Source organism: Paenibacillus allorhizoplanae (assembly GCF_927798215.1).
In the GTDB taxonomy this organism is placed as follows: domain Bacteria; phylum Bacillota; class Bacilli; order Paenibacillales; family NBRC-103111; genus Paenibacillus_E; species Paenibacillus_E allorhizoplanae.
On sequence record NZ_CAKMMW010000001.1, the window covers coordinates 154,119 to 171,421 of the forward strand.

Annotated in this window: 17 protein-coding genes; 5 read left to right on the plus strand and 12 right to left on the minus strand. The window is 43.3% G+C overall.

Annotation, left to right across the window (positions count from 1 at the left end; all coding sequences use genetic code 11):
- Positions 1 to 140 precede the first annotated feature (140 nt).
- Positions 141 to 1,133, plus strand: coding sequence for an aldo/keto reductase (locus L6I86_RS00540; protein WP_236283965.1), 993 nt, complete (start codon positions 141 to 143; stop codon positions 1,131 to 1,133).
- Between the two features lie 23 nt (positions 1,134 to 1,156).
- Here L6I86_RS00540 and L6I86_RS00545 read toward each other — a convergent pair whose 3' ends face one another.
- From L6I86_RS00545 to L6I86_RS00560, 4 genes are all read right to left on the minus strand, one after another.
- Positions 1,157 to 1,996, minus strand: a complete 840-nt coding sequence (locus L6I86_RS00545; RefSeq protein ID WP_236283966.1) for an AraC family transcriptional regulator — start codon at positions 1,994 to 1,996, stop codon at positions 1,157 to 1,159.
- Positions 1,997 to 2,043: 47 nt separating this feature from the next.
- Positions 2,044 to 2,652: a pentapeptide repeat-containing protein gene (locus L6I86_RS00550; protein WP_236283967.1), complete on the minus strand. Its 609-nt coding sequence runs from the start codon at positions 2,650 to 2,652 to the stop codon at positions 2,044 to 2,046.
- Positions 2,653 to 2,814: 162 nt separating this feature from the next.
- The gene (locus tag L6I86_RS00555; RefSeq protein ID WP_236283968.1) at positions 2,815 to 3,642 is read right to left on the minus strand and encodes an AraC family transcriptional regulator; all 828 of its coding nucleotides are present in this window, start codon (positions 3,640 to 3,642) and stop codon (positions 2,815 to 2,817) included.
- Entirely contained in the window at positions 3,639 to 5,927 is a 2,289-nt protein-coding gene (locus tag L6I86_RS00560; RefSeq protein WP_236283969.1) for an AraC family transcriptional regulator, read from the minus strand. The genes L6I86_RS00555 and L6I86_RS00560 overlap by 4 nt, the downstream gene beginning before the upstream one ends.
- A 261-nt stretch (positions 5,928 to 6,188) precedes the next feature.
- Here L6I86_RS00560 and L6I86_RS00565 point away from each other — a divergent pair, with 261 nt between their 5' ends.
- The 3 genes from L6I86_RS00565 to L6I86_RS00575 all read left to right on the plus strand — a co-directional run bounded on the left by L6I86_RS00565 (position 6,189) and on the right by L6I86_RS00575 (position 9,682).
- Positions 6,189 to 7,169, plus strand: coding sequence for an ABC transporter permease (locus L6I86_RS00565; RefSeq protein WP_420851831.1), 981 nt, complete (start codon positions 6,189 to 6,191; stop codon positions 7,167 to 7,169).
- A 12-nt stretch (positions 7,170 to 7,181) separates the two neighbouring features.
- Positions 7,182 to 8,063 (plus strand): carbohydrate ABC transporter permease, encoded by an 882-nt coding sequence (locus L6I86_RS00570; RefSeq protein WP_236283971.1) that lies wholly within the window; start codon positions 7,182 to 7,184, stop codon positions 8,061 to 8,063.
- A gap of 83 nt (positions 8,064 to 8,146) precedes the next feature.
- A complete protein-coding gene (locus tag L6I86_RS00575) occupies positions 8,147 to 9,682 on the plus strand; it encodes an extracellular solute-binding protein (protein ID WP_236283972.1) in 1,536 nt (511 codons plus the stop codon).
- A 355-nt stretch (positions 9,683 to 10,037) separates the two neighbouring features.
- On the opposite strand, the gene L6I86_RS00580 is transcribed toward L6I86_RS00575, so the two are convergent.
- Positions 10,038 to 10,919, minus strand: coding sequence for an SDR family oxidoreductase (locus L6I86_RS00580; RefSeq protein WP_236283973.1), 882 nt, complete (start codon positions 10,917 to 10,919; stop codon positions 10,038 to 10,040).
- A 128-nt stretch (positions 10,920 to 11,047) separates the two neighbouring features.
- On the opposite strand from L6I86_RS00580, the gene L6I86_RS00585 reads away from it, so the two are divergent.
- Positions 11,048 to 12,040, plus strand: coding sequence for a helix-turn-helix transcriptional regulator (locus tag L6I86_RS00585; RefSeq protein ID WP_236283974.1), 993 nt, complete (start codon positions 11,048 to 11,050; stop codon positions 12,038 to 12,040).
- Positions 12,041 to 12,079: 39 nt separating this feature from the next.
- Here the strand turns inward: L6I86_RS00585 and L6I86_RS00590 are convergent, their stop codons facing one another.
- The 7 genes from L6I86_RS00590 to L6I86_RS00620 all read right to left on the minus strand — a co-directional run bounded on the left by L6I86_RS00590 (position 12,080) and on the right by L6I86_RS00620 (position 17,159).
- Positions 12,080 to 12,610 carry a GrpB family protein gene (locus L6I86_RS00590; protein ID WP_236283975.1) on the minus strand — a complete coding sequence of 177 codons (531 nt, stop codon included), beginning with the start codon at positions 12,608 to 12,610 and terminating at the stop codon, positions 12,080 to 12,082.
- Between the two features lie 86 nt (positions 12,611 to 12,696).
- A complete protein-coding gene (locus L6I86_RS00595) occupies positions 12,697 to 13,848 on the minus strand; it encodes an acyltransferase domain-containing protein (RefSeq protein WP_236283976.1) in 1,152 nt (383 codons plus the stop codon).
- A gap of 89 nt (positions 13,849 to 13,937) precedes the next feature.
- On the minus strand, positions 13,938 to 14,615 hold the full coding sequence (locus L6I86_RS00600; RefSeq protein WP_236283977.1) for a zinc dependent phospholipase C family protein: 678 nt from the start codon (positions 14,613 to 14,615) through the stop codon (positions 13,938 to 13,940).
- A 110-nt stretch (positions 14,616 to 14,725) separates the two neighbouring features.
- Positions 14,726 to 15,205, minus strand: a complete 480-nt coding sequence (locus tag L6I86_RS00605; protein ID WP_236283978.1) for a DinB family protein — start codon at positions 15,203 to 15,205, stop codon at positions 14,726 to 14,728.
- A gap of 107 nt (positions 15,206 to 15,312) precedes the next feature.
- Positions 15,313 to 15,726, minus strand: a complete 414-nt coding sequence (locus L6I86_RS00610) for an NUDIX hydrolase (RefSeq protein ID WP_236283979.1) — start codon at positions 15,724 to 15,726, stop codon at positions 15,313 to 15,315.
- Positions 15,727 to 16,118: 392 nt separating this feature from the next.
- Positions 16,119 to 16,634, minus strand: coding sequence for an AAA family ATPase (locus L6I86_RS00615; protein ID WP_236283980.1), 516 nt, complete (start codon positions 16,632 to 16,634; stop codon positions 16,119 to 16,121).
- A 36-nt stretch (positions 16,635 to 16,670) separates the two neighbouring features.
- Positions 16,671 to 17,159 carry an NUDIX hydrolase gene (locus L6I86_RS00620; protein WP_236283981.1) on the minus strand — a complete coding sequence of 163 codons (489 nt, stop codon included), beginning with the start codon at positions 17,157 to 17,159 and terminating at the stop codon, positions 16,671 to 16,673.
- Between the last annotated feature and the right edge of the window lie 144 nt (positions 17,160 to 17,303).

Sequence of the window (17,303 nt, forward strand, 5' to 3'; positions counted from 1 at the left end):
CAATATCACATTTTACGTTGTGACTAGTGATAGGCTCTTATAAACGGACATTAGGACATAAACAACATCCTTATGAACATTGTCTTATCAATTAATTATCTCTAGAATGAAATTTATTCACACCATTAGGAGGTTCAAAGATGAGTTATTCAGCTAATACGTCCAGATATGATTCCATGACTTATAACCGGAGTGGTCGCAGCGGCCTGTTGCTGCCAGCCATTTCGTTAGGACTTTGGCATAATTTCGGTGGGATTGATACGTTTGAGAATGGGAGAACGATGCTCAAGAGAGCGTTTGATTTGGGGATTACGCATTTCGATTTAGCGAATAATTACGGGCCGCCGCCTGGTTCAGCTGAAGAAATGTTCGGGAAGATGCTCAAAGGTGATCTCGCTGCCTATCGGGATGAGCTTATCATTTCGACGAAAGCGGGATACTACATGTGGCCGGGGCCTTACGGGGAATGGGGTTCCAAGAAGAACTTGATTGCCAGCTTGGACCAAAGCTTGAAGCGGATGCAAGTAGACTATGTCGACATCTTTTATCATCACCGTCCAGATCCGAATACACCGCTTGAAGAAACGATGGCTGCCTTGCATCAAATCGTTCAACAAGGCAAAGCGTTATATGTTGGTATTTCTAACTATAAACCTGAAGAAGCGAAAGAAGCATCCCGTATCTTGAAGCGACTGGGGACGCCTTGTGTGATTCATCAACCGAGTTATTCCATGATGAACCGTTGGATTGAGGATGGTCTTCAGGATGTGTTGGAAGAGGAAGGAATCGGTTCGATTGCCTTTTCACCCTTGTTCAAAGGGATTCTTACAGACCGTTATTTGAACGGTATCGCTCCTGATTCACGAGCTGCAAGCTCAAGCGTATTCCTTAAAGAATCCGATATCAATGAAGAAAGAATTTCGAAGGTTAGACAATTAAACACACTTGCTGCTGAACGTGGCCAGAAAATGTCTCAGATGGCACTAGCGTGGGTGTTGCGCGGTGGTCGTGTCACATCAGCTCTTATCGGTGCAAGTAAAGTCAGCCAAATTGAAGATGCGGTTGATGCCTTGAAGGTTCCTACATTTACCCAAGAGGAATTAGACCTGATCGATGGGATTTTGAATTCATAAGCACACGCAAACTTCGGCAAATATCAGGCGTTCTTATATGTCTGATTCCGAAATTGTTTCGGGGAGACGCCTTTTACTCGCTTAAACATTTTGGAGAAGATCAATTGATCCTGATACCCGACCGAGTTCGCAATTTCCCCTATGGCATAGTTGCTCTTCTCCAGTAATTCACTTGCTTTATTCATCCGATATTGCAGGAGATATTGCTGGGGAGGCAGCCCTGTCGCCTCTTTGAAAATAGCTGAAAAATATTTACGATCCAGCTTCAGAAGTGCAGCAAGCCCCTCAATCGAAATAGACTCATTATAATGAGCATGAATAAACTCCATAGCTTGGATCATATAGCTATCCCATTTATTGGGAAATACATCCCCCATCGAAGAGGCGGGAGCCGCTTCAAGCAGTGCCGTCATAAATTCATATAAGATGACTTTAAGCTGTAAGTCAGCGCTATGGGCATGCGCATTCGCTTCCGTTAATTGTTCATACATGCTCGGCATGACTCTCCGATCCATCGGAAAAACGGGCTGCTCCGGCGATAATCTTGTTCGTGATAAGATCGATTCCACTTGTACTCCTTGGAAGCCAATCCATGAATACGTCCAAGGTTCAGCCTCATCCGCTTCATAATAACTAATCACATGCGGATAAATAAGAAATCCCTGCCCCGGATTCAGCTGATGTGTCTCATTTCCAATTCGGACAAATCCCGTACCTTTATGAATAAAATGAATCTTGTACAAATCACGAACCCCTGGCCCTACGGTATGACCAGGTTTGCAATCCTCTTTGCCCCAATACAACAAATGTAGATCCGGATCCTTCCGATATAAACGTTCCTGATTGTACTGAAAAATCGCCATTCGTCATCCCACCTCCTCTTGTGCACAGACATTATACCATAAAGGGATTATCCATTAATCTTGGCTCCATGAGAAATCGTGAATAAGACAGCTTGCTCTCGATCCATTCGCATGCCCGAAATGGTTAATGATTTGAAATCTACGCCAGCCATTTGGGCTCCTCTGACATCAGCGCCTTGTAAATTGGCTTTGGCGAGGATAGCCATAGTCAGATCACTGTCTCTTAAATCAGCTTTTTCCAAATTGGATCCGGAGAAATCTGCTTCATGAAATTTCACCCCGCGCAAATCCTGTCTGATCAATCGGCTATGCCTCAAATTCGTGTAGGACCAATCTCCTCGGTAAATCGTAATTCCATCCAAATTCGCGTTCGAGAAATCCGATCCCATCATTTTACAGTTATCGAATTTGGTAACAAACAGATTGGCACCACTAAAGCTGCAATTTTCAAAAGCGGATTCTTTATGTAGCGAGCCATTTAACGAAGCTCCGCGAAAGTCACATGCAATGAAGCGGCAATGACTGGTATTAATTTCCTCCAAAGAACCGTTTGCAAACGAGCATCCATCAAATGTGCAACTGATCAGCTCGCCGTATCTTAAATCTTGTGTACCAAAGTTAACTCCTGAATAAGTCTGATTCATTTGCTGAAACATGAGATGCCTCCTAAGTGTGGTTATTTTAATATAGCACATGGCAGTCAAGTACCTGCATACCATCCCATGAAAGTCAATCCTATTATTTTTCATAAGAAAAGCGACATCCTCGCTTCAACTAGAAGCTCCCGATGTCGCTTTATTCATGATGTAACAGCTGATCTATGCGTTTCTGTAGTCCCGAGGATTCATTCCTGTATCTCTGGAGAAGATACGCGAGAAATAAAAGGAGTCCGTAAACCCACAGTCCTCCGCGATTTGTTTAACTGGCAGCTTCGTACTTTTCAGCATAAATTTCGCCCGATCCAACCTGATTTTGGTCACATATTCGATTAAACTTAACCCTGTATGCTTCTTAAAAGTAATGGATAAATAACCTGGGGACATTGCGACATAGTCCGCAATTATTTCCCGGGTGATATTTTCTTGATAGTTGGTTCGAATATAAGCTGAAGCCTTCTCAATCATACTTGCTGTTGAACTCTGTTCTAGTTCCCTACTTGCCAGCTCATTCACGGCCTGTACATTATTCAGAAACTCTAGCTTAACCAGCCATTCATAGTTCCTGCTTTTGGACTGCCACAGATGGAACGCTTTGCGAAAAGATTCTTCGATATTTATTTGTCCTATTGGAAAAACATCCCCACAAATCGGCAACTTCGCCGTATTGTCCACGGATAACATTTCGCCATTTTCCCATCGCACCAATCGATACAGAAAATGAAACGAAATAAAACAAACGGGAGACTGGGGATTCATTGTGATTCGCATGTTTACGCCAGGTCGTACTTGAAACAAATGTCCTGCTTGAAGTGGATACTTCTCCCCGTCAATCTCAAGTGTTCCTGCACCTTGATACACGTAAGACAGGGTATGCAATTTGGTTTTATCGCGCAGTAATACATAGTTAAAATCCTCCCAAAATGCCGGATCCCGCTCCACAACATCGATAATTCTTGGTGTGAAGCTCGTCAAAAATTCATCACTCATAACTGATCCGCCTTCTCACGGTATTGACCTGGCGTAATACCTTCATACTTCTTGAATAACCGGTTGAAATAAGGCGGCTGATACCCCACTTGCATCGCAATATCATTAATTTTTTCATCTGTTTCTACTAGCAGCTTCTTAGCTTGATTGAGCCTGAATTGTGTTAAATAGTCAATGAACGTCTGCCCTGTTACTTGTTTAAATCCAAGACTTAGTTTCTTCGAATAGGTGCCATGAAGATCAGCACATCCCTCGAGCGAAATATCTTTGGCATAATTCGTATGAATCGTTTGCAGCACATTCTCAATGAGTTGTTTCAGCTGCATATCTTGTGTGCTGTGCAATCGCGACACATAAGGCTCAATAATATGCTGCTTCATCCAAGCAAGCACCGCTTCTGGCTCCCGTACTTCGGCAAGTTGTTCCCACATATCCAGCCCTTCATTCAAAGCAAGCGGATTGTAGCCCGAAATCATAATCGTATTCAGCATATTGCTGCACAATTGAAGCAGCCCTTGCCGAACACCAAGTTCAATAACCGATTGATTCTTCAATAGACGAAGAAACTCGTCCAATCGCTGCGTTAACTCTTCTTCATTACCTGATCGCAAAGCCTTTAGAAGTAAACTCTCTTCTTCGAAAGGGTACATGATGGCATCATGTCCACCTGGAATTAGTTCATTCACATCAAGAATCTGCTGCTCTTCGCCGAGCTTCCGATAATTCAACGCACTGCGCGCATCATCGAACAGAACAGGAAGTCTTCGCAACTCGGATGTACGTGTACCAACACTTACAGTTACTTCCAATTTAAGTAAACTGTTCAAGGTATGTGCGAGCTCTTCTGCCAAATGAAAAAGACTTGATTGTATGCTTTCTACGGACATATTCGCAGGTTGACGGATGAGTATCCCGAGCGTCATATCCTGAAAATTAACCGTATTCGCCTCCAAGCCCTTCCCCTTCGTTAACTCTTGGGTAATGTTCACGGCGGCAAAGGTAACGAGTTGTTCGTCTCCTTGCGAGAACTTGCCCTCAGATCGATATATGCCATGCATCTGGACGGCTAGCACGGCAAATACACGATCTGAGATCTCCCACCCATACTGTGCCATGCGATCTGCTAATTCATTTTCGCTCAGAAAGGAAAGATGCCCTTGTAACAGTTGGAGGAGGAAATTTTCCCGCAGGGAAGGCAGCTGTTGATCTACCCGCTCCTGCAAAATCTGACTCTCTCGCGATAGATGCTTCCACTCATCCGCGATAGTTGCAAACTCATCTGTTGTCACGGCGGCTCGACCTGGTAAAAGTTGCTGCATCAGTCGTTGGACAGGTTGGTACATGTGGCGGTACGAGTACCACGAAAGGAATAAGGCCAACAGGATTCCGAAGCAGCCGGTCAGTATCATGACACGTGACACCGTCTGGACGGGTTTGGTCATTTGTTCTAGCGGCGTGGCGGCGGCTATGATCCACATATTCTCAATCCGCTTCATCTGACCGTAGGAGACTGAATAAGCTTCGCCATCCCAAGACTCAACAGAGGAAGCATGCTCTGTCTTTTGTCCTTTAACCGATTTCATCAATGTCTGATCAAGCGCGGTTGGCTGATGAATATCCGTTGCACCTAACGAAACGATCCCCCCATCCTGCTGCATGAGAAGGGTCGCTCCAGTCCCTTCCGAATCTAATTCGGCGATTAGCGCATTTAATTGTTTGGCGCTTACATCTATAATCAACGCTGCTTCTGTTTCTACTAGCCCTCCCGGAATACGAACAACTAACGTATAGGGTACGTTCTCTTTACGCGGCGCCAGCCGATTCGTCCAATAGACATCACGCTGATAGGAAGCCAATGCGCGGTACAACTGCTTCTCTTCTATAGACTCGATCCCCGTAATACCCGTACTTTCTTTGATCAGCACTTGCTGCTTGTCCAGATAGAGAGTTACTTCCTGAATGAGTGGGTCTGACGATTTGATCCAAGATAGCGCTTGATAAATCGAACGTGTACTTCGGTAATCTTTGTACAGATCCAAATCCTTATAACTGCTGCTTAAATTTAAATTAAATGACCACTGCGCCATAATAGATTCCAAATGGTTTAAATTCTCATTAATACGCTCCGTTGCGTAGGCGACTTGATTGCGGTGCGTTTTCTGTCCCTCGGCCTCAATCTGCTGTGTGCCCACCACATAGAGAATCATTCCGATAATCGCTGCCGGTAGACAAGCACTTATTATGGCGATGAGAAATCCCTTCCGTTGATAATGCTGTCTCCGCATGCTTTACGCCTCCCTATCAACATTCGATGATTGTCTGACACCCACGCTTTGTCCATCCATCATATAAGAAAAAAAAGCCATCTGCAAAGGGAAAATCATCAAAAACAGGCCAAGAATGAATGTACAATGGCAGGAAATGAGCTTTGCTGAAAAGTGGAAGGCTAGGAAATATCCTAGAATAACTGTCTAATTGTCGGAAATTAGCTCCTTCCCTATAGTAAAGCCAAGAGACCGAAACAACTTCCTCTGGGAAAGGTGAAAATGATGAAAACCGAAACAACACACACAATTCTTTCTCGTGAAAGACAACCCGCATCTCCCCCATCTCTCTCGCAAAGCAGGCGTGTATGGCAGGGGTTGAAACGAGATCGCATGCTGTACCTTATCGCTTCTCCCATGTTGGCCTACTTCCTTATCTTTAAGTATCTTCCAATGTGGGGCGTTCTGATCGCCTTCAAAGATTACTCGCCTTATCTGGGTTTCTGGAACAGTCCATGGGTTGGGTTCCAGCATTTCGAACGTTTTTTCGCGAATGACAGCTTCTTCCTCTTATTGCGTAACACGCTCGCTATCAATTTACTGAACTTGATCTTCTTCTTCCCCTTGCCGATCATACTCGCACTCATGCTGAATGAGGTGCGCAAAGAATGGGTGAAACGCATCATTCAATCCATTATCTATTTGCCGCATTTCTTATCGTGGGTGGTCATTGTCGGGATAACTTACTTGATGCTATCGACTTCGAGCGGTTTCGTGAATAAATTTCTGGAGTCTCTTGGTTATGACAAAATCAATTTCTTAACAAGTCAGGGCTTGTTCTGGGCATTACTTACGCTGCAATCTATCTGGAAAGAAGTAGGCTGGGGGACCGTTATCTTCTTGGCTGCCATTGCATCTGTAGATACCCAACTCTTCGAAGCAGCTCGCATGGATGGAGCAGGGCGACTTCGCCAAATATGGCACGTAACGCTACCTGCAATCCGCAATGTCATTATCATTCTGCTCATTCTCCGCATCGGACATATGATGGATGTCGGGTTTGAGCAAGTCTATCTCATGATGAACGGCGCTGTTTCGGATGTCGCAGATGTGTTCGATACGTATGTCTACCGCAGCGGTATTCAACAAGCACAGTTCAGCTTTAGTACAGCTGTAGGTTTGTTTAAATCTATTGTTGGTGTCATTTTGGTAGTTTTAACGAACCGGCTTGCCAAGAAATTCGGCGATGACGGCATCTATTAGGAGGGCTCATCCATGAATCAACGTACAACAGCCGACAAGTGGTTTGAGGGAAGTATTTTAACTGCATTGATACTGGTGGCTCTAGTCATGTTATTTCCCTTCTACTATATAACTGCTGTCTCTTTCACATCACCGATTGAATACTTACAGAAAACCATCGTTATCTTTCCGGAAAAATGGACACTGGACTCCTATCGCTATCTGTTTTCCAATAATGTTTTTATCCAGGCTGCTGGTGTCAGCACCTTCCTAGCCACGGTTGGTACCGCCTTAAGCTTGATCATTACATCTGCCGGCGCATATGCCTTGTCTAGAAAACGTCTTCAAGGCCGAAGAGTGCTGCTTATCTTAATCTTGATGACAACCCTATTTAATCCGGGGATCATCCCACCTTATCTCGTTGTTAGAGATTTACATCTGATCAACACCATCTGGGCACTTATTTTACCCGTGCTGACAAGTGGTTGGTATGTCATCTTAATGAAAGGCTTCTTTGACAGTATCCCCGATGAGCTTGAAGAAGCGGCCAAGATTGATGGCGCAACGGATATGGGCGTTTGGTTCCGAATTATTTTACCCTTATCCTTACCCTCGCTTGCCGCATTTGGACTCTTCTATGCCGTCGCTTACTGGAACACATTCTTCTCTGCAGTACTGTATATCACCAAGCCCGATCTGCGGCCCTTGCAAATTGTGCTTCAACAGCTCCTTATTGATTCCTCATCCTCTTCATCTGGAGAGATTGCAAATAGTATGGCTGGGGAAATTGCCATTCCGACAGATACGCTGAAGATGGCCGCTGTCGTCATCGCGACAGTTCCTATTCTACTCGTGTACCCGCTGCTTCAGAAACATTTTGCTAAAGGAGTGATGGTCGGTTCTATTAAGGGGTAACGATATGAGGAATGTATCTCGATTTCAGGCAGGTTTATAAGTTCAATGAGAAATTGTATGATAACCATGGGAGGTTGATTCATTTGAACACGAACAAACATCTATTTACAAAAAGCACCGTGATCGGCTTGATCGCAGCCTTAACTCTCACAGCTTGCAGCTCCGGACAAGAAGCAACAACGGATAAGAAAGCCGAAGCTACGAGTAACGAGCCTATCAAGATTTCCATGTTTACGAATCAACAGGGGGCTCAGGCCGTTGACCCATCGAATCCTATTTTGCAAGAAATAGAGAAGAAAACCAATGCGAAGCTGAGTATCACTTGGGTACCCGTAAACACCTACTCGGAGAAAACGAAGGTCATGCTTGCTTCCGGCGATTTATCCGATCTTACTTTAGTGATGAATGTCTTTGATTCACAGGTTGTCCAAATGGCGACTTCCGGCGCTTTCTGGGACATTACGCCATACATTAAAGATTATAAGACCTTAAGTGCGATGCCCGCTGTGGTTTGGGACAATGCCAAAATTAAAGGAAAAAATTACGGTATCCCCCGTCCTCGTCCGTTAGAAGGAGCTTGGGGCGTACACGTCCGTAAAGATTGGTTAGATAAGCTGGGTATGAAGGTCCCCGAAACAATGGATGAGATGTATGCCGTGTTGAAAGCTTTCACTGAAAAAGATCCAGATGGTAACGGTAAAGCGGATACCATTGGGATCACAGGTCAAGTTGATGCGGATGGCATGGGCTTGTACGGATGGATAGAGGACGTATTTAACAACAATAATGGCTATTGGAAGCTTTCCAATAATCAAATTACGATTGCTTCCTTAGAACCATCGGAACGTAAGGCATTGGAATGGCTCAAGAAAGCGTATGACGAGAAAGTACTTACGCAAGACTTCGCCGTGATTAAGAATTCCCAAGCGCGTGAGCAATACATGGGTGGCAAAGCTGGTGTACTCGGTTCTGCCCTTAATCCACAATGGCTCTACACAGATGCGATGCGCAAAATTGATCCGAAAGCAGATTCATTGCCACTCACTTATTTGATGACACCAGACGGTAATAAATTTGCCGCACAAGATCCGGGGAACTTCGGTATGTACGTCATTCCGAAAACGGTGCCTGAAGCTAAAATGAAACAACTCTTGGGCTTTATGGATAAAATATTATCCGATGATGTTGCAGATATCGCCGCTTATGGCATTCTTGACAAGCATTATACGATTAAGGATGGATTTAAACAGGCGACTGAACAAGCCAAAGTGGACAATATTCCTGACGTTTCTAATAATTTGCTACAGATTGCTCAGAAGTACGATAAATACACACGTGCTTACTACAACGGTATTCCCAAAGAGTTCTATGATCGCAGCAAGAAGATTATTGATGACCGTGGCGCTTTCAGCAAACCGAATGTTGCTTACGGCCTCATTTCACAAACCAACTTAACGAGCGGTCCTGAATTGAACAAGAAAATTTTGGATATGAAAATCAAGGTGATTATGGGCAAGGAATCCTTAGCCGCTTGGGATGAATTCGTTGTCAAAACGAAGACCGATCCAACGTTTCAGAAAATTGTGCAAGAAATGACGGAAGCTTATAAAAATAAATAACAGCTGGACATCTAAACAGACCTAACCAGGTACAATCGTACCTGGTTAGGTCTGTTTTATGGTTTCATGGATGCAGCTGTGAATGGGGCAGGCAAAAGTGCAAAAGAGCATCCTTTTTTACCCAAATGACTTCTCTGGGTAAATGCGTGCGAAAATGCAACACTTTCTGCTATCAGAGCTCATTTCCGGTGTTTATCGGTGCAAAAGGTTGCACTTTTGCACGCATTCATCTACATTCAGCTGTTTTACTCGAAAATCAGTGTACTTTAGCATCTTTGACCATTTACGCATACACTCGCCGCGTAACCTTCACAACCGCGGGAGGCTGGTGTGTCTGGCTTAAAAGGACCCTGACTCAGAATCCATTCTCCTCAGCGTATCTTCCCCAGTGTGGACTACGCCCATCGATATCGATGAAGCCGTAATCGTCGGACAAAGACCAAGAACTAAGCAGTTGCCCGGATTTCTCCGCTACATTCGGATCTGCAGCGAGTGCTACTATCCCCTGAGCAACGAAGTATGGGGTCTCGGACTGTAGGAAATGGATGTCCTGCTCCGCAGCATCCCGCCAATTCTCCTCCTGCACGCCGAAATACGCCAACATCGCTTCCGAACGAAGGAAACCCGGCGTTACTGCAAGAGCTGTCACACCGTGTGGTTTCAGATCTGCCGCCATCCCCTGCGCCAAGTGGGAAACTCCGATTTTGGCCAAGCTATAATATAAGTTACCGCGATAGTGATAACCGACGCCATCTGTAATTTCTACAATTAGCCCAGCTTTGCGTTCAACCATCAAAGGAGCAGCATAGTAGGCAGTCATGATATGAGAATGGACAGCTTGTTTCTGAATCAACAACCCGTTTGTGAGAGAGGACTCCCAGAAGCCTTTGCCCCACTCGGTAAGCGGGTCACCTCCCCAGAGATCATTCACGAGAATATCCAGTCTCCCAGGTTGCTCACTCTTAATTCGATTGAACAATGCAACAACTTCCTCTTCCTTCGTATGATCCACGCAGACTGCGATGCCTTCGCCCCCTGCCTTGGTAACAAGTTCTGCGGTTTCCTCAATCGTTTCCGGTCGGTTCATCGGCGATCGCTTCGCCCTCGTCGAACGTCCTGTCACATAAACTGTTGCTCCAGCGCGGCCGAGTTCGACCGCAATCGCGCGTCCCGCTCCTCGAGTCGCTCCTGCGACTAAGGCAATTTGATTACGTAATGGTTGATTTTTCGTTGTCATGAAAACAACTCCTTCAATTTATAGATAGTAGACTGTAATATCATAGCTTTAGTCTTATTGTAGCCAATGAATCATGTCACCTGTTGTCATATATGTGTGTTAGAATCAAATTACAAAGGGGGATGCAGATGAGAGCGGATCGGTTATTGCAAATAATGATGCTTTTGCAAGCTCGCGGCGGCATGACAACTCGAGCGTTAGCCGCAAGACTCGAAGTCTCGGAACGGACCATTCATCGGGATATGGAAGCGCTAAGCACAGCGGGAGTTCCCGTCTATGCGGAACGCGGATCTGCAGGTGGATGGCGGCTAATGGAAGGATATCGAGCGGATTGGGCAGGGTTGCACAAAGAAGAGTTGCTGGCATTACTAGCCGCTGAGCCCCATCGACATTTAACCGATCTAGGTTTCGGAGATGCTTATGAAGCGGCGGTTTTGAAAGTGCTCGCTTCACTTTCTCCTTCGTTGCGCCGCGATGCCGATTATATGCGCCAACGGGTTTATGTGGATGCAGCCGGCTGGCATCAAAATGTCGAAGAACTACCATGGTTATCCCTCCTGCAAGAGGCTGTATGGGAAGACCGAAAACTGCGACTGCTTTACGCCTCAGGTGGAGACTCAGCAGCAAGCGAACGCGTTGTGAGCCCTCTCGGGCTTGTCCTCAAGGGTTCTCTCTGGTATCTCGTCGCAGGTAGTGACGAGCAAGAATCCCGCACCTATCGTGTTTCACGCATCCAGGATGCTTCCTTACTGGATGAGCCGGTGGTGCGCCCGGATCATTTCAACCTCGCTGCTTATTGGCAGCGTTCGGTCGACCTGTTCCGCAGTGGACTTCCACACTATGCGGCTCAAGCACTTGTCCATCCGAGCGTCTCCACTCGGCTTGAGATGGCCCGCTTCGTTCGCGTAGTCGCATGGCACGAGAGACATGAAGACGAAGCCAGCTCGGCAAGCGCCACCGCGGTCTGGCGCAAAGCAGAGCTGCAGTTCAATACGCTGAGCTCCGCATGCGAAATTCTGCTTGGCTTTGGGACGATGGTCCGTGTCTTGGAACCATTGGAGCTCCGCGAAGCACTGCTAGAGGCAGCGAACAACATTGCTTCTATGTATAGCGGCAAGTGAAACTCACAATGAGTTTATTTGCCGCCTTGTGTGAAAGACTCATTCCAACCTTTTCCTTCCCTCTTCTCCCCATCGCAGAGCTTTCTCAACCAAGTGATTGATGCGATTTTCTTTCACTTGTTGGTATTGATCATTCGGATACGACGCTAATATATCCAGCTTGAGTTGACCGTATTTTTCAGCTTCAGTCGGGTGATGCATCAAATAGGCCTTAAAATCCAAATAGGTCAGTATCCTTGAATCCCCCTTCTGGTAAATATGAACGTGATGTGTTCGCTGTAACTCCCCTTTAGTGAAGTACCTTCTATTAGGAATGCCGTTCTCTCCTCTTACTCGGTATCCGGCTTGGATCATTTGCTCGTTATATACATTCACTTGTTCAATATCTTTCACAATGATCAAAATGTCGATAATCGATTTAGCATAACCAATTGATGGCACTGAGGTACTTCCAACATGATGGATATCAACAAGTTCTGTTTGAAAAATTTCCCGTAAAACTTCGGATTCTATCTCAAATTGTAGGTGCCATTCTTTTGTCCAAGGTGAAATCGACCATTGCCTCTTCAATTCATTTACTCCCCCTTACTTTTACATAACAAAAAGGAGCGAATGCCGTAGGCAAGCTCCTCCACTACCGTATCTTGATAGCGATCCTATTTGACTTCCTTTTGATAAGTAACCGTTCCGAAATCACCACATATATCAAGAAATACGCCATTCATATCAAATATCTCTTTATCTTCTTCTAAATAAGCAAGGACCTTTCTCCTTAACGATGTATCCGGTTTCGCATCCTTTACTTCGGTCAATTCATTGAATACAAAATTCCATAAAAAGCGCACCGAACCCGCCGTCGGATAGAGATAGAACTGCTCTTGGAATCGGACGATATTGCTAGTAGGCGGTAACATTTCCCTAAGTTGTGGCGTAAAAAGCCATGTATGGCATGCCATACCTTTATATTGGACTTCTGGAAAATACGTAGCATAAAATTCCTTGGCTTGTATGTAGGTGTCTTTGATTTGTTCCATATCAAAAGCCGTATCTCTCGGGATATGAATCTCAAGCATCGTATCTTCCTTGTCTAATACTTTTTCCCATTCATCCCGCTTAAGCTTCACGGGTTCGTTTAAGCCTTTGCCATCAGGCGTAATTGGATTTCCAATGAAATAATCTTCGGTTTCCTCATATTCCGTCACAAATCCATCCATAGTCTTCTCTTTATTGCAAACACCTTGCTTATCACCATTTGCTCTTAGTTCCATGCCTGCACCGCATAGAAGCAATAAACGATCTTCTTTCGCATTGTAAAAGCCTTTAACGATCCCAGAAAAATTCGTTGCAATAAATTGCATACCACCAATCCGAAACATTCTGGCCTCCAGATGCCTCCAGATCCAACTGAAATTTCTAATGGCATAATATCCGACTAAATTGTAGGCATTTTGAACCCATACACCGATATCCCTTAAGGTTTCTACAAATAACTCTTCACTCAGTCCTCTTTCGGCATACTTCTGCTCGGCAAGAGGCAGTCTTTGTAGTGCTGCATGCAAATAAAATAGGGAAGCCGAATTTCCGAGTACTTCTTCTACATAAGAATCTATAGCCAGCGGTTCCCAAACGGTCGTCCAATAGCCACTCTCAATATTATTCTTATAAAATTCCTTATAAATATCCAAAAGTTTTGGATCATTATTTATTTGATCTACGATATTCATCAAGATTTCGGTTGCGCCTTCGGGCATCAGAATTTTCCGGCAGTACTGCTGTGTGATTTCTTTTGATAACAATAAAAATTCCATTCCTAGACTCCTTTCAAATTAAACAAAGCCTCAAGCCCATCGCCAATACTGTCTCCAATTATAACCTATTGTCTTGAAAGAAAGTAATATCAACTATTGCCTACACCGCGGGCTTTTATTTCGTAACCATTCGTCCAAGCTTTTATTAGACTTTGCAACTCATTTACTGTGTCGTTAATAAACAATGTAACCATGGCATCCGTGATATAGATCGGTATAATACCAGGCTCATTTCCTTCATTTCTAAGATTCTGAATGATGTGTACCCGATACTGAGTTATTTCTTCGGAAGTAAGTAAATTAGGAACTGAATATTCCCTAGCTTTTAGCAAAGAATCGAAAATCTTTTTTGAACAAGCTTCATTCCTATACAAATTATAATCAATTTGACAAACCTCTATATTGTATCGACTTTTAATTGATTCGTTCAGTCCGTCTATCACAGGTTTAATTTTATCGACATAATCATTCCAAACCGTCTCTGTCCATCTTAAATCAGCATACAGATGTGAGACATATCCAAGTATAAATTGATTAGTATCGTGGTCATCGTGCGTTATGTGTCGTTTACAAAAATCAGAGAAAGTTTGAAGATTGGGCATCGTGCCGTCATCCTCACACAAATGAGTTCTACCTTTATCTTGCCTAGTCGTATTCGCCCTCATATGAATAGCATCAGGGGCGATACTTCCCAACAAAAATTCTGGTGATGGATCATGATCAAAACATTTTTCCGCAATACTAAAATGTACCATTGGCCAAGGCAAGATTGATCACTCCAAGTATCAGTTTCACAACATTCAAGCATCATAAAGACGCCAGAAAGTGGAAATTAGTACAGATGTGCTTGTATTATCGCTTTGTACGTGGGAACTGACTATATTACCGCTAGTATTTGATTTTTATGATGATTGTCGTGATCGTTAAATTCATGAATGATGTACAGCAGTGAATAGGGTGTGCTCGTGTGAGGGCAATTTTCTATTCCATTAACGGTAACATGTTTAGCAACAACATCGGTCTCTGCTAACAAAATGTCAACGAGCTTATGACGCGTTTGCTTGAATTTATCGAGCAAGTGATCTTTTGAAATCCCCGATCTGGCATATTCATAAGCTGATCTGTTGAACGAATCGAAATCCGGAAACGTCATACCTTCACCATTTGTAATTGCCGGGATAATCGTCGAGATTAAGTAAGAATCCCAGTTTTGAAGATGCGAAACGATTTCTCCTATAGATGCTTTTCCTTCAGGAATAGGCTGTAACCACATACTCTCGGGGACTTCGTGTAACGTATCTGTCCAGTTTGTAAATTGTTTATACCGAAAAATCGTATTTGTACCCAAGTTAATCATATTGGAATCTCCATTTCATTGTGGACTGCTAACCCATTTCAATAATACCGAATATATGTTCGTTAGTGAAGAGTTTTCCAAATTTTTCGGCTCACATGCTGTGATTTTTATTTATCCAGGAAGTCCACATAAAATGGATGATTTTCTTCATTTAAACAAAGCTCTATTCTCTGCCTGAAATTTAGAAAAGTCACCATCTCCAATGCTTTTTCAATTGGGAAAAAGCCTACTTCGAGAGACTCAGGGCTTGTTGCTAACTCTCCTCCGATCGGCTTACCTAAAAACAACGTGTTACAAATAGACTGACTTAGATTTTGAAATACACCACAAAATTTGGTTACCTCGATATCAATACCGCTCTCTTCCTTCGTTTCCCTTATTGCTGCTTGTTTCAAGGATTCCCCTAATTCAACCACGCCACCTGGCATTTCCCAACCTCGCTCAGGGCCTTTGATTAATAAAATTTCGTTATGCTCATTCCGTACAATTGCTGCTGCAGAGAGAAAATGTTTTGGTGCCATCTCAGAGACCTCCTCATTTATCTTTGTTGAGACCTACGTTTCCTAATCATCAGAATTCCCGAAATCAAGTACATAAATGAAGTAAGACCAAACATTTTAAACATACTCGGGGTCATTGCAGTATATAGACTTATAGGAAGTGACCACAAAAATGCTATAAACATTAGGGAAGGCCTTTTAATAACAGACCCTAGCAGTGCTACACAAGCTGGAATAAAAAGCGTAATTAATGTAATAAACAAAACGTCATTTTCGACACGTTCATGGGTGTAAGGATTGAACAAAGCGAATATTATCCAAAGGATCATAGAACCCGTTGAAGCGAGTAAACCAATGAGTATCGTTAGTTTCATTTCACATTTTCCTCCACGATAAAATCTTATTGCAAGTCTTCAATAAAAATATTGGTCAACCTTTTGGTTATCCTTAATAATCAAAGACTTGAATTTATCCTGACGGAACATATTTAATATCTTCGGCTTGCTCTTCTTTTCGAATCCATTATTCCATTCAAACATCTTCATGAAAATTTTAAAAGTTGGTGTATAATTCGCTTTTTCGACCCCAAACTTTTGCAAAATAAATCTTTTTATTATCCTAATGATTCTTACTAGATACGGAGTGTCTAGGAAAATGATTAATTCGGCATTCTGGAAGCATCTCGAAACCCAATCATGATTATGAGCACCTTCTACGATCCATCGGTCGGAAGAGATTATTTCGGCTAAAAGATCATCTCTTTCTTCGTCAGATCTTCTTATATCTTTATCTTCATGCCTTTTCCAAACCACGTTATCTAATTCATAGTAGGGTATGCTGTATTTTCGCGACAAATTTCTAGCAAGGGTGGTTTTGCCGCTTCCGACTGAACCTATGATATGTATTTTCTTCGGAATATTCATGTTCAAATGGATCCCTCCACTTTTTGCAAAAGTTGATTTCCCTTAATTCTGCTCCATATATTTCAAATAAAATAGTACTCCTGCTCTATCAATACTCGAGAATTGTAGGGGATCATCTTTCATTAATTGTCTTAATTCATCTACGGAAATCCACCTAGGATTATTCGTTTCATCACCTGATTGTAGTAACTCACCTTGTACTTTACAACGGAAGTAAACACCGACCGAATCAAAGGGTCCTTTAATGGTCTGATAAGCCCCAAATGGTTGTATACATTCCACTTCAAAACTGGGATCGATACCAACAGTATCAATCCTAGTATTCTCACCCTCAATTTCGACTACATCAAGTCCCGTCTCTTCCTTAACTTCCCTAATAAGTGCTATTACCAATGATTCGTATTGATCAATTCTCCCTCCAGGAAGTTCAATCCGTTGAGATTCACAAGGTTTATTTCGTGTCTGAACAACGATCTCGATTGATCCATTAATGGTTCTTTCAATAATTGCGCGAGAATTAACTAAAAACATACGTCATCACAGCACCTTTCTTTTTCTACTATTAAAATTTCTAGATTATCCCAATAATCCCTCCCCCTACATGAAGTTAATCCCACTACCGTTTCTCGCAAACAAAATATTGGAGTCAATTTAAGCATTCATTTGCCCAAATTT

Bases quoted from the DNA above. Each gene is read 5' to 3' on its own strand.
- L6I86_RS00605 (WP_236283978.1), bottom strand. From the start codon at position 15,205: ATGATTAACTTGGGTACAAATACGATTTTTCGGTATAAACAATTTACA.
- L6I86_RS00570 (WP_236283971.1), top strand. From the start codon at position 7,182: ATGAATCAACGTACAACAGCCGACAAGTGGTTTGAGGGAAGTATTTTA.
- L6I86_RS00580 (WP_236283973.1), bottom strand. From the start codon at position 10,919: ATGACAACGAAAAATCAACCATTACGTAATCAAATTGCCTTAGTCGCA.
- L6I86_RS00620 (WP_236283981.1), bottom strand. From the start codon at position 17,159: ATGTTTTTAGTTAATTCTCGCGCAATTATTGAAAGAACCATTAATGGA.
- L6I86_RS00560 (WP_236283969.1), bottom strand. From the start codon at position 5,927: ATGCGGAGACAGCATTATCAACGGAAGGGATTTCTCATCGCCATAATA.
- L6I86_RS00565 (WP_420851831.1), top strand. From the start codon at position 6,189: ATGATGAAAACCGAAACAACACACACAATTCTTTCTCGTGAAAGACAA.
- L6I86_RS00595 (WP_236283976.1), bottom strand. From the start codon at position 13,848: ATGGAATTTTTATTGTTATCAAAAGAAATCACACAGCAGTACTGCCGG.
- L6I86_RS00540 (WP_236283965.1), top strand. From the start codon at position 141: ATGAGTTATTCAGCTAATACGTCCAGATATGATTCCATGACTTATAAC.
- L6I86_RS00545 (WP_236283966.1), bottom strand. From the start codon at position 1,996: ATGGCGATTTTTCAGTACAATCAGGAACGTTTATATCGGAAGGATCCG.
- L6I86_RS00550 (WP_236283967.1), bottom strand. From the start codon at position 2,652: ATGTTTCAGCAAATGAATCAGACTTATTCAGGAGTTAACTTTGGTACA.
- L6I86_RS00555 (WP_236283968.1), bottom strand. From the start codon at position 3,642: ATGAGTGATGAATTTTTGACGAGCTTCACACCAAGAATTATCGATGTT.
- L6I86_RS00585 (WP_236283974.1), top strand. From the start codon at position 11,048: ATGAGAGCGGATCGGTTATTGCAAATAATGATGCTTTTGCAAGCTCGC.
- L6I86_RS00610 (WP_236283979.1), bottom strand. From the start codon at position 15,726: ATGGCACCAAAACATTTTCTCTCTGCAGCAGCAATTGTACGGAATGAG.